At 45.9% G+C, this 11,986-nt stretch carries 11 protein-coding genes; 9 read left to right on the forward strand and 2 right to left on the reverse strand.

Annotated features, from left to right (window positions below):
- Nucleotides 1-10: 10 nt before the first annotated feature.
- The 4 genes from KDN43_RS10140 to KDN43_RS10155 all read left to right on the forward strand — a co-directional run bounded on the left by KDN43_RS10140 (nt 11) and on the right by KDN43_RS10155 (nt 5,036).
- Nucleotides 11-2,266, forward strand: coding sequence for a cation:proton antiporter (locus KDN43_RS10140; RefSeq protein ID WP_238865882.1), 2,256 nt, complete (start codon nt 11-13; stop codon nt 2,264-2,266).
- A 36-nt stretch (nt 2,267-2,302) separates the two neighbouring features.
- The gene (gene aroC / locus KDN43_RS10145; RefSeq protein ID WP_238865883.1) at nt 2,303-3,376 is read left to right on the forward strand and encodes a chorismate synthase; all 1,074 of its coding nucleotides are present in this window, start codon (nt 2,303-2,305) and stop codon (nt 3,374-3,376) included.
- 109 nt (nt 3,377-3,485) lie between these two features.
- Nucleotides 3,486-4,154, forward strand: coding sequence for a hypothetical protein (locus KDN43_RS10150; RefSeq protein ID WP_238865885.1), 669 nt, complete (start codon nt 3,486-3,488; stop codon nt 4,152-4,154).
- Between the two features lie 33 nt (nt 4,155-4,187).
- Nucleotides 4,188-5,036 carry an N-acetylmuramoyl-L-alanine amidase-like domain-containing protein gene (locus KDN43_RS10155; protein WP_238865886.1) on the forward strand — a complete coding sequence of 283 codons (849 nt, stop codon included), beginning with the start codon at nt 4,188-4,190 and terminating at the stop codon, nt 5,034-5,036.
- A gap of 26 nt (nt 5,037-5,062) precedes the next feature.
- Here KDN43_RS10155 and KDN43_RS10160 read toward each other — a convergent pair whose 3' ends face one another.
- Entirely contained in the window at nt 5,063-5,506 is a 444-nt protein-coding gene (locus KDN43_RS10160; protein ID WP_238865888.1) for an MgtC/SapB family protein, read from the reverse strand.
- Between the two features lie 137 nt (nt 5,507-5,643).
- Nucleotides 5,644-7,356: a S41 family peptidase gene (locus KDN43_RS10165; RefSeq protein WP_238865891.1), complete on the reverse strand. Its 1,713-nt coding sequence runs from the start codon at nt 7,354-7,356 to the stop codon at nt 5,644-5,646.
- 404 nt (nt 7,357-7,760) lie between these two features.
- Here KDN43_RS10165 and KDN43_RS10170 point away from each other — a divergent pair, with 404 nt between their 5' ends.
- The 5 genes from KDN43_RS10170 to KDN43_RS10190 all read left to right on the forward strand — a co-directional run bounded on the left by KDN43_RS10170 (nt 7,761) and on the right by KDN43_RS10190 (nt 11,953).
- Entirely contained in the window at nt 7,761-8,168 is a 408-nt protein-coding gene (locus KDN43_RS10170) for a VanZ family protein (RefSeq protein ID WP_238865893.1), read from the forward strand.
- A 244-nt stretch (nt 8,169-8,412) separates the two neighbouring features.
- Nucleotides 8,413-9,009 carry a TlpA family protein disulfide reductase gene (locus KDN43_RS10175; protein WP_238865895.1) on the forward strand — a complete coding sequence of 199 codons (597 nt, stop codon included), beginning with the start codon at nt 8,413-8,415 and terminating at the stop codon, nt 9,007-9,009.
- Nucleotides 9,010-9,065: 56 nt separating this feature from the next.
- Nucleotides 9,066-9,533 carry a DUF4870 domain-containing protein gene (locus KDN43_RS10180; protein WP_238865897.1) on the forward strand — a complete coding sequence of 156 codons (468 nt, stop codon included), beginning with the start codon at nt 9,066-9,068 and terminating at the stop codon, nt 9,531-9,533.
- A gap of 65 nt (nt 9,534-9,598) precedes the next feature.
- Nucleotides 9,599-10,270 (forward strand): cell division ATP-binding protein FtsE, encoded by a 672-nt coding sequence (locus tag KDN43_RS10185; protein WP_238865899.1) that lies wholly within the window; start codon nt 9,599-9,601, stop codon nt 10,268-10,270.
- A 63-nt stretch (nt 10,271-10,333) separates the two neighbouring features.
- A complete protein-coding gene (locus KDN43_RS10190; RefSeq protein WP_238865901.1) occupies nt 10,334-11,953 on the forward strand; it encodes a CTP synthase in 1,620 nt (539 codons plus the stop codon).
- The last annotated feature ends 33 nt before the right edge of the window (nt 11,954-11,986 follow it).

An 11,986-nucleotide genomic window follows, 5' to 3' on the forward strand; every position in this document is an offset into this window, starting at 1 on the left:
ATAGTTCTCAATGTTATCTGCACTCAATATTTCATTGCCTATAGCCAACCCTACGGTTCAGTTTCTTATTTTGTTCGTCATAGTACTGTTCGCACCCATACTTTTCAACAAGATCAGGATACCTTCGCTTATAGGGCTCATTATTGCCGGTGCTGTAATCGGTCCTTATGGAATAGGACTTATGCTGCGTGACAGCAACATGATAATGCTGGGTAATGCCGGACTGCTCTATATCATGTTCCTAGCAGGCATCGAGATTGATGCAGCAGAGTTTAGGAAAAACAGCTCAAAGAGCCTTGTGTTCGGATTACTAACCTTCTCCATCCCAATGCTCATAGGAACTTTTGCAGGCATCTATCTGCTTAATATGCAGCTCATCTCTGCCATTCTCCTGGCAAGTATGTTCGCCTCCCACACGCTTGTGGCATACCCCATTATAAGTAAACTTGGAGCAGGCAAGAACAGGGCTGTAACTGTCGCCATAGGGGGTACGATGATTACCGATACCCTTGCGCTATTAGTGCTGGCTGTTATTGTTGCTATGAACCGCGGAGAGGTGACACCTGCATTTTGGACAAAGATGACAATATCAATGACGGTTTTCGTGCTGATTGTCATCTTCCTTTTTCCTTTTATAGGAAGGTTGTTCTTCAAGAAGTTTCAGGATAGCACTTCTCAGTTTATCTTCGTCATGACCATAATATTCATGGGAGGTTTCCTCGCCGAACTGGCGGGAATCGAGGCTATTATAGGCGCTTTTCTTGCCGGGCTTTCCATGAACAGGCTTGTGCCAAACGTCTCCTCTCTGATGAACAGGATAGATTTTGTGGGTAACGCCATCTTTATCCCCATCTTTCTTATCAGCGTAGGTATGCTTATCGACTACCACGCTTTCGTCTCGGGGTGGGAGACCGTTAAAGTGGCTGTCATAATGACTGCAGTAGCAATGCTGGCTAAATACCTGGCAGCGCTTATTACACAGAAATTATTTGGCTATTCCAATGCCGAGAGAATGCTCATCTTTGGCCTCAGCAACGCACAGGCAGCCGCCACTCTTGCGGCTGTAATGGTCGGGCATCGTGTGGGACTGCTCGATGATAGTATCCTCAACGGAACCATTGTCATGATCCTGGTCACCTGTACCGTAGCTTCGTTCCGTGCACAGAAGGGTGCGGTGGAAGTAAGCTTCTCCGAAGGGATGGAAAATGAGAATGAGGCCAACCGCGAGGAGAGGATACTTATCCCGGTCGCCAACAAAGACACTCTCAAAGATCTTATCGATCTGAGCCTTGTGCTCAAATCGAAAACCAACACTCGGAACCTCTATGCCCTTAACATTATTAAAAGTTCCGAGACCACCCTTCATGTCGAGAAAGAATCACACAAGCTGCTGGAGGAGGCTGTAAAGCTTGGCGCAGGAGCCGAAACGGTGATTCAGCCCCTGCGCCGTTACGATATGAACATCCTTAACGGAATTCTGGGCGTGGTTAAAAAATACGCCATAACCGATATTGTGATGGGCCTTCATCAGGAACAGGAGATATCTAAGTCTTTCCTGGGTAACCTTGTCGAAGGTGTACTCAACAAGTGTCAGTCCACCCTTTTTGTTTATAAAGCTCTACAGCCCCTTTCCACTGTCAGAAGACGGCTGGTAATAATTCCGCCTGACGCCGACAAGGAGATTGGTTTCCCTCTCTGGCTATCAAAGATATGGAATTTGGGGCGTAACTCGGGTGCCAGATTCACATTCTATGGCAACAGCGATATACTTGAAATTCTAAGATATGTACACAAGGTGCATCCTATTAATGCCGACTTTAGTGAGTTCAGCGATTGGCGCAATTTTCTGAGTCTCACCAGTGAGGTTGGAAAGGATGAAGGGCTGGTAATAGTTATGAGTCGCTTGCGGAAGGTATCGTACGATTATACCATGCGGAATATTCCCGATTATATCAACAAGAATTTCAAGAACTGCAACTTCATACTGCTCTACCCGGTGCAGTCGGCGTCTGTTGAAGATTATCACAACGACATGGCCAACGCCTCAATCATGAACTCAATACAGAGCTTGGGGGGATTCGGCGAAACCATTCTTTCCTCCCTGAGAGAGAAGCAAAACCGGGATAAGGAGAGGGAGAAAACGCGTGAGCAGGGGCAGGTATGGGAGAAAGATCCCGGGCATAAGCACGAGAATGAACGTGAAAAAGGGCAGGGGCAGGAGACAGGGCTGGAACAGGAGCGTGAAAGCGTAGAGGTGGTTGAGTAATTATGATTAGTTACATACATCATAAAAAATAATGATATGAACACATTCGGAACAATATACAGGTTAACATCGTTTGGCGAATCGCACGGTCCCGCCGTAGGAGGTGTGATAGACGGTTGTCCGCCGGGACTGGAGCTGGATATGGATTTTATACAGTCAGAGCTCGACAGAAGGCGGCCGGGACAGTCGCGTATAACCACTCCCCGCAAGGAGCCCGACAGGGTTGAATTTCTTTCAGGAGTATTCAACAACATAACCACAGGGGCACCCATCGGGTTCATCGTGCGTAACGAAAACCAGCAGTCGTCAGACTACGATAATATTAAAGATGCTTTTCGCCCGTCGCACGCCGATTTTACCTACCAGCAGAAATATGGTATTCGCGACTACCGTGGCGGAGGTCGTTCCTCAGCCCGGGAGACTGTCGCCCGCATCGTTGCTGGTGCCGTAGCCAGGCTCTGGCTCAGGCAGTATGATATCGGTATTATTGCTTATTCCTCACAGGTGGGAGATATCGCTCTTGAGAACGACTATACCAAATACGACCTCACTCGTGTTGAAGATAATATGATGCGTTGTCCCGATCAGTCAAAAGCTGAAGAGATGATCAGGCTCATTCAGGAGGTACGAAACCAGGGCGATACCATAGGTGGTATAATCACCTGCGTAGTCAGAGGTACACCTGCCGGCTTGGGCGAACCGGTTTTCGGTAAGCTTCATGCCATGCTCGGATCGGCAATGCTAAGCATTAACGCTGTCAAGGGATTCGAATATGGCACCGGGTTCAATGTTTCCCGTCGCGGTTCCGAAGTGAATGATGTATTCTTCAACGACAACGGCAAAATAAATACCCGTACCAACCACTCGGGTGGCATCCAGGCGGGTATCTCCAACGGGCAAGATATCTACTTTCGTGTCGCCTTCAAACCGGTATCCACTATCCTGAGAGAGCAGGAGACAGTTGATATTCATGGGCACGACACCATTATCAAAGCCCGCGGAAGGCACGATCCATGTGTATTGCCACGTGCCGTCCCCATTGTTGAAGCCATGGCAGCGATAACCATAATGGATGCTTTTCTGCTTGCCAAAGCCGGTAAACCACTATAATAATTCCGCCTGTTTTGCTAACTTGGCTCAACCCTTTTTTAAACTTTTTCCAGAAGAAACCATCAAAGCAGTAATAAAAGAAGAAAAAGAAATCCTAAAACTTAGAATTATGAAAAAGATAATAACTGCTTTAGCTATAATGATGATATCTGTAACTCTGATGGCACAGGCAGACTTCAGGCAGTTTGCAGTAGATATAAGAAGCTACTCCAACTCATATAGCAACAACCAGATAGTTGCACTTTATGAGTATCACTATGGTGTGCCCCGTAACACTCTGATAGAGCTTTACGGCAGCTTCGGGAACAACTGGGGCAACGTGTTGCTGGGACTTGAGTTCAGTAGCTTTTTAGGAGTACCGGTAAGGGATATCGTAAGTCATTATCACCGCTATCCGCAAGGTAACGGATGGGGTGTATTGGCACAGAGTTACGGCATAAAGCCCGGTTCTGCCGGTTTTCACCGGATGAAAAACATGATGAGAGATAAAAACCGCTACTGGAGAAATATCTTCTACGACTATGGACGACATCGCGATCCGGTTATCGCCCGGCGTAGCGGTGTTATTTTCGACAACGGAGTGGTAATATACGGTCCTGTTTCTCACAAGGAGGTGAAAAAGATAAATAAGCAGATTGAAAAACGGAACAAGGAGATCTACAAACAGGAGAAGAAAGAAATGAAGGAGTGGGAAAAAAGGGATAAAAAAATCAGGAAACAGAATGAAAAGTGGCGCAAGGAGGACGAAAAGCGAATAAAGAAAATGAATAAATGGTAACAAAATGGTGACGAAATGACAAGCCGGTAATCAATGAAGACGATCTGTATAACCCTCGCAATAATTTTGTCTGCCGGAGCAGTCTCAGCACAGCCGAAGGCCTTTTATACACCTGAGGATGTGAAAATATTTCATGAATACATCTCATATATCGCTCCCTGGCAGACACAGCCTACCGGTAAGTTGCTGGAAAAGACAGCTGCTTTCTTTCTCGATAAACCTTATGCTGCCCATACATTGGAAATAAACGATGAAGAGGTACTGGTGGCCAATCTGCGCCTATTCGACTGCACCACCTATGTTGAGACAGTTATTGCGCTAACCCGTGCCGTCCGTTCCGGATACCCCGCTTTCGATACATTCCTTAACGAGTTGCAGCGTATTCGTTACAGAGAGGGAAAAGTGGAGGGGTATCCCTCGCGTTTGCATTACACAACAGACTGGTTATACCACAACGAAACAAAGGGAATACTTAAGAATATCTCCGCGGAGCTGGGTGGTGTACGCTTGGAGAAAACCATCAATTTCATGACCTCAAACCGTGAGTCATACCGTCAGTTGAAGTCCAATGACACTATGCTCACAGAGATGGCGGCAATAGAAAAAGATATCAGTGACAGGGGGGGATTCAATTATCTTCCAAAAGCAAATATCGCCATCACGGCACCATTAATCCCCCATATGTCGGTTATTGCTTTTACTACCTCTATAAACGGCCTTGATGTAACCCACACGGGCTTCGCCTATCAGGAAGAAGAGAGACTTACCTTTATTCATGCCTCCTCGGCACAAAAAAAAGTAGTTATAGACACTAAAACGCTCAGTGACTACTGTGCTTCACAAGCGGTATGTACCGGAATTATCATCGCAAATGTAGAGTAACCCTGAATTCAGGTAACGGCCATTGTTTACTCAAAGTCCTCATTACCGCCCTGCTTCTTCTCTTTGCGATCCTTTATAAACCACTTGTCCATCTTTTTAAAAGAGAGATTTATCAAAATCACCATTGCCGTGGAGACCGCCAGCTCCCAGTACATCCCGAACCCGGCAAGGCAGCCCAGTGCAGCGCTGCACCAGACTGTAGCGGCAGTGGTCAGCCCCCGCACATTCGTGCCCCTATGCAGGATTACCCCGGCACCAAGAAATCCTATTCCGGTCACTATTTGTCCCACTATACGCGTTGGATCGCCATCCGAACCCTCAATCACCCGACCGGCAATAAGCACATAAATACATGCACCCACTGCCACAAGTGTGTTTGTCCTTAGGCCTGCGCTTTTATTGCTCGTCTCCCGTTCCAGGCCTACAGCACCCCCGGCAATGGTCGCCATTAACAGGCGTACAACAAACATCAGCGTAAACATTTTAAATATCAAATTATAAGATACTTAAAGGTAGAATATGGCATAACTCAATAAAGAAACCGAACAGGAGATACTCGACAATCTGAAAGCTCAAAGGCGGAGCATGGAATACCTCAATCTAAGCTTTAAGAGTATTGATTTTTCAGCTTCTCCTTTATCTCTTTTGCAGGAGGTACATTAGCGGGCAAAGGCTTAAGCGCCGACTGGTACATATCCCGGTCCTTCAGCACCTCCACAGCTTTTTCGAACACCTTATCTCTTGAAAGCTGGTGGAGAAGTACCCCCTTCTTATAGTAATAACGCTGCACTATTTCCGATTCGATCATCGATTTTATATCACCCTTAAAAAGCTCCAGGTCGTTGTCCAGGTTAGGGTGCAACTTAGCCTCCAGCGCCTTGAACTCATCAGACGCTACATTCAGATAACCTTCGAACTCCATCACACTCTTCAGTTGTTTCAGCGACTGTTCACTTATCTTATCGTACTCGAAATTCCTGGACTTCACGAACTGTTTAAACGACTCATAGTCCGTATCAGATATTCTAAACTGTGCGGGTGGAGCAATCTCCTTGTTTTTCTGAACCCATTCTGTTACATAGTCGAAAATAATGTTCTGTGTCATCAGGTAATAGGCAATGGTCCCCCCCGACTCCTGAGGTAGAGTAATGTCGGGCGTTATACCGCCCCCGTCACGCACGTGGCGGCCGCTCCTTGTCTTAAACACGTTAGTCAGTGAATCGGGCACCCTTGCCACACTGCCATCCGGGTTACGGTGCGAGTAATCCAGAGCCTGAATGCATCGTCCGCTTGGTATGTAATACTTCGATGTGGTGATTTTAATGTTTCCGCCATAGGGAAGGTCTCGCGGGGTCTGCACCAGCCCTTTTCCAAAAGAACGATTACCCACTACAACAGCTCTGTCCAGGTCTTGTAATCCCCCTGCCACGATCTCCGATGCTGAAGCCGATCCCGTGTCTATAAGCACCACAATGGGTATAATCTCATCCAGCGACTGATTCTGTGTATAATATACTCTGTCCCATTGTTTCACTTTGCCTTTCGTCGCTACAATCTCTTCACCTTTCGGCACAAACAGGTTTACCACGTTCACTGCCTCATCAAGTATTCCACCCCCGTTTCCGCGGAGATCCATGATAAGCGATTTGGCCCCCTTGTTCTTCAGATCGGTAACCGTCTCCTTTACACGTTCTGAACTTTTAGTTGTGAAGCTGCCGAAATGAAAGTACCCTATACTGTCATTCATCACTCCTGCGTAAGTAACAGGATCCATCTCAATCTTTTCGCGAAAGATGGTCAATGTTCGTTCACTCTTCTCACCCGGGCGCTTGATCTTCAGCTTCAAGGTAGTTCCGGGTGTGCCTTTTAACCTTTCGCTCACCTCTTTTACATTGGCTTTGCGCATATCATCACCATCAATCTCCAGGATAGCATCGCCCGCTTTAAGTCCCGCTTTATCTGCCGGGAGCCCTTCGTAGGGTTCATTGATAACCACTTGTCCGTTGTTATATGATATAATGGCACCTATACCGGCATATTCTCCCGTGGTAAGAAACTTCAGGTCCCCCATGCTCTCTTCAGGATAGTACTCGGTATATGGATCAAGCCTGGCAAGCATATTCACTATAGTGCCCTGTATCAGTTTGTCAACCTCAATGCTGTCAACGTAGAACATGTCCAGCTCCCGCAGCACAGAATTGAAAATATCAATGTTTTTGTTGATATCGAAGTAGCGCCGGTTTTTATCATCTGCCTGATTTTGTGCTGAAGTGTGCATCACTGTAAGAGCAAGCAGCACAAAAAGAATACTTTTTCTCATATTTATAATGATACCTGTTAATATGTTATCTTCCTATGATTTTGTAGCAAAGGAACAAATTTTTTGCGAGAATATATTCTTCTTTTCGTTATATGTTTATAAATAGGCTAAAGGAACAGGCGTTATTCTCAAAAAAAAATATATTTATTCAACTTTCGCTTTATCCATTCAACAAGCATACAGCAAGCCGGCTTCGATAAAACCATTGCGATAATATTTCCGTCAAGTGATTGAAATAGAAGACAAGTCTGGCACAGGCAATACCATTGCTGTTATCATAACACATCTGAAAATTCATTGTCAAAAGCAACAAATATGCAAGTTGTTCAAATTTTCGCGACCTTAATTGTGCTAAATTATGTGATTGATATTATCTTTGTGGCTAATGTTAAAATTATAAATTGATGCGCACCTTGCTCCGATACACAATAATCCCGTCTCTGGTCGGCCTTGTTATTTTCATCGCGACCTGCATTCTGGGTCCCGGCAGCATCCCCGATATGCCGCATGGTATTCAATGGGATAAGTTTGCCCACTTCGGGATGTTTTTCCTGCTATCGGCTGTCTCTCTCTACGATTATTACAAAATGTGCAACGGCAACCCTCTTGTTTTACGCTGGGTTTTCTGGGGATTTATTTTACCGGTGATTTACGGTGGCACAATCGAACTTATGCAGAAATATATATTTACATCGCGAAGCGCTGAGTGGGGAGACTGGATTGCAGATATACTTGGTTCTCTGGTAGCTATGGCAGTAGCAATTATTTTACTGAGGATAAGGAAAAGAAAGAGAAAAAACATATCTTTGTAGTTGATTTAACCCTTTAAGCTTATATGATCTTAAGGGGTAGCATCATCGGCGGTCATATCAGTTGATTCAACAAAAAACCTCCTGATATGGGTTGCACCCGTCACCTGCTTACTGGAGGTTATATCAGTAGATTCAGCTCATAGAGTTTATATGATCTTAAAAATGGAAGTATCACCGATAGCGAAAATAATATCAACAACCCTCTATGTGATTTAGGATGGGTACAAATTTTAAAAATTACAGCATGTTTAAACAGATACTATTCAGCCTGCTCGCACTCACCCTTCTTGCATCGTGCGGCAGATCCACAGAAAAGAGATCAGGCGATACAAATATTATTGCCGGCGATACAACAAACAGAGCAGTGCTGCCAGTGGCCGGTACCGACCGGCAATATCTTGTGAAAGTGGGAGACCAGGCTCCCGATTTTGAAATGAAGCTGCCAGATGGCAGCAGCGTTACACTCTCCTCGTTGCGCGGGAAGGTGGTGATGTTGCAGTTCACCGCCAGCTGGTGTGGTGTATGCCGCAAGGAGATGCCATATATTGAGTCGCGTATATGGCAGCGTCATAAAGCTAACCCGGGTTTCGCTCTCTACGGTATTGATCGTGATGAGCCTGCCGAAAAGATAAAAGAGCTTATTGAAGCCACCAGGGTAACATATCCTATCGGCTTTGACCCCAATGCCGACATATTCGGGTTGTATGCCGAGAAAGAAGCAGGTATAACCCGTAATATTATAATCAACAGGGAAGGAAAAATTGTGATGCTCACGCGACTTTTTGAAGAAGAAGAGTTTAATCGGATGGTAGAGACTATTGACAGACTTCTTCTTGATTAGTGAAAGCCGGCACGAACGGCAGTCAATCAAAAAAACAAATCAAAAAAATCAAACCTATGAAGTACGAAGATCTGAAAATTCTCGACGAATTACGTGAAAAAGGAAGTATTACCGAAGAGGAGTACCAGCGTGAAAAAGAAAAAGTACTTAAGAGCGAAGGCAACGTCTTCAGCAAGGCAGGCAGAAGGCCCTTGTTCGGCCTTACGGAGAATACCTACCTTATGCTCATGCATCTGTCACAGCTATCGGGGCTTATCGTACCCCTTGCCGGCTTCATCGTCCCCGTAGTCATGTGGGTTACCAACAAAGAGGAGAATGCTAAAGTAGATCTCCATGGCAAGAATGTGGTCAATTTCATGATCAGCTACGTTATCTATGCTTTGGTGTTATGCATTACCCTCATTGGAATACCTTTAGCAGTCGTCATCGGTATTCTTTACGTCGTTTTTGTGATCCTGGCCAGCGTCAAGGCAAACAATGGCGACTACTGGAAATATCCGTTTACGATACAATTCATCAAATAATTCAACTTTAGCATGTGTTATTATTACAGCCCTATCGATTCATGCAAAGGTTCAGTAAAAAATTAATGGTACAGGAACAGTTAGTAAATTATTCAAACGTACAGCTTAACAGGGGGGAGAATGTTATTCTCCGCGATATAAATCTCACGTTGAACCGTGGCGATTTTCTTTACATAATAGGTAAGGTGGGATCAGGGAAAAGCACGCTCATGAAGAGCATGTACGCCGAGCTGCCCATCGAGTCGGGTAGTGCCCGGGTGTTCGACTATGAGCTTGCAACTATCAAACGCAGGCTCATCCCCTTTCTCAGAAGAAGGATTGGAATAGTCTTTCAGGATTTTCAACTGCTTATCGACCGAACGGTAGAGAAAAACCTTGAGTTTGTGCTTCGTGCCACAGGCTGGAAAAACCGGCAGGAGATAAGAGACCGTGTCAACGAAGTGCTGGTGCAGGTGGGTATGCAAAACAAGGCTTACAAGATGCCGCACGAGTTGTCGGGAGGTGAGCAACAGCGTGTGGTTATTGCGCGTGCGCTCCTTAATTCGCCGGCTCTTATCCTGGCCGATGAGCCCACGGGTAACCTCGACCCTGAGACCGGCAGTCAGATCATTGCTCTTCTGCAGGAGATCTCTAGCCGCGGTACCGCTGTAATCATGTCAACACACAACTACTCCATTGTTCAGGCATTTCCCGGGAGGATTAATCGCTGTGAAAACATGAGCCTTGTTGCTATATAATCTCTAATTTTTTTGTACCTTTGCATCTTTGAAAAAAATCAAAGATTAAAATATTTCACAATCGTGGCTGATACAAAATACATTTTTGTTACAGGTGGTGTAGTTTCTTCACTGGGAAAAGGAATCATTGCATCATCGCTGGGTAAGCTGTTACAGGCAAGGGGATATAAGGTGACCATTCAGAAGTTCGATCCCTATATCAATGTAGATCCGGGAACACTCAATCCCTATGAGCATGGTGAATGCTTTGTGACTATCGATGGGCACGAGGCCGACCTCGACCTTGGTCATTACGAACGTTTTCTTAATATACAGACAACCAGGGACAACAACATCACCACCGGGCGCATCTATCAGAATGTGATAATGAAAGAGCGGAGGGGCGACTACCTGGGAAAAACCGTACAGGTCATTCCCCACATCACCGACGAGATAAAGCGGAACATAAAACTACTTGGTGTAAAGAGCAAATCCGATTTTGTAATCACAGAAATTGGCGGTACCGTGGGCGATATAGAGTCCACACCGTTCCTCGAGGCTGTGCGTCAGCTGCGATGGGAGCTTGGAAGGAATTGTTTTTGCCTCCACCTGACCTATGTGCCATATATCACTGCTGCCGGAGAGGTTAAAACCAAACCTACACAACACTCAGTTAAAGAGCTGCAGTCGGTCGGTATACAGCCCGATATGCTTGTGCTTCGTACCGAACGCCGCCTGAACAAGGATATTCTCGATAAGGTTGCACTCTTCTGTAACGTAGAGCAAGGTGCCGTTATCCAGTCGGTAGATGTCTCCACCATCTATGAGGTCCCCCTCATGATGCAGAAGCAGGGTATGGACGAGGTTGTTCTCCGCAAGATGAACATGCCGCTTGGAGGAGATTCTGCAATGGAAAACTGGGCTGCTTTTCTTCAGAAGCAGAAAAACGCGAAGCATGATGTATGCATAAAGCTGGTAGGTAAATATGCCGAGCTGCCCGATGCCTATAAGTCCATCAACGAATCAATTTCTCAGGCAGCCATCTATAACGACAGAAGGTTGAAATTCGATATCTGCCACTCAGAGAAGATAACCGATGAGAATGTTGAAGAGACTCTCCGCGATGCCGATGGCATAATTATTGCCCCCGGGTTCGGACAGCGAGGTATCGAGGGTAAGTTCATTTCTCTGCGTTATGCGCGTGAGAACAATATACCCACCTTTGGTATCTGCCTTGGCATGCAGTGCATGGTGATAGAATATGCCCGCGCGGTGATGAATATGCCAGGTGCCAACTCCACAGAGATGGATCCTAAGGCCGAGCACAATATCATAGACCTCATGGAAGAGCAGAAGCACATCACCAACATGGGAGCCTCGATGCGACTGGGAGCTTACGACTGTGTGCTGAAGAAAGGCTCGCTGGCTTATAAGGCCTATGGCAAGTCGAAAGTGAGTGAGCGCCACCGCCACCGTTACGAGCTTAACAATGAATATAAGAATCAGTTGGAAGTGGCAGGAATGAAATGTACCGGTGTCAACCCCGATACCGGCCTGGTGGAGGTAGTAGAGGTTCCCGCCTTGCGGTGGTACCTTGGTACGCAGTTCCATCCTGAGTATAATAGTACTGTTGTCTCGCCCAACCCGCTGTTCCTCAGCTTTATGCAGGCCGCGGCGGCATACAGGGACGAAAAGAAGAAATAAACCCTTAATAAAAAGAGAGATTTATTGTCGCTA

The sequence above is a fragment of the Proteiniphilum propionicum genome (assembly GCF_022267555.1).
GTDB lineage: Bacteria > Bacteroidota > Bacteroidia > Bacteroidales > Dysgonomonadaceae > Proteiniphilum > Proteiniphilum propionicum.

Coding starts and splice junctions, on each gene's coding strand:
- KDN43_RS10140 (WP_238865882.1), top strand. CDS start 11: ATGTTATCTGCACTCAATATTTCATTGCCTATAGCCAACCCTACGGTT.
- aroC (WP_238865883.1), top strand. CDS start 2,303: ATGAACACATTCGGAACAATATACAGGTTAACATCGTTTGGCGAATCG.
- KDN43_RS10150 (WP_238865885.1), top strand. CDS start 3,486: ATGAAAAAGATAATAACTGCTTTAGCTATAATGATGATATCTGTAACT.
- KDN43_RS10155 (WP_238865886.1), top strand. CDS start 4,188: ATGAAGACGATCTGTATAACCCTCGCAATAATTTTGTCTGCCGGAGCA.
- KDN43_RS10160 (WP_238865888.1), bottom strand. CDS start 5,506: ATGTTTGTTGTACGCCTGTTAATGGCGACCATTGCCGGGGGTGCTGTA.
- KDN43_RS10165 (WP_238865891.1), bottom strand. CDS start 7,356: ATGAGAAAAAGTATTCTTTTTGTGCTGCTTGCTCTTACAGTGATGCAC.
- KDN43_RS10170 (WP_238865893.1), top strand. CDS start 7,761: ATGCGCACCTTGCTCCGATACACAATAATCCCGTCTCTGGTCGGCCTT.
- KDN43_RS10175 (WP_238865895.1), top strand. CDS start 8,413: ATGTTTAAACAGATACTATTCAGCCTGCTCGCACTCACCCTTCTTGCA.
- KDN43_RS10180 (WP_238865897.1), top strand. CDS start 9,066: ATGAAGTACGAAGATCTGAAAATTCTCGACGAATTACGTGAAAAAGGA.
- KDN43_RS10185 (WP_238865899.1), top strand. CDS start 9,599: ATGGTACAGGAACAGTTAGTAAATTATTCAAACGTACAGCTTAACAGG.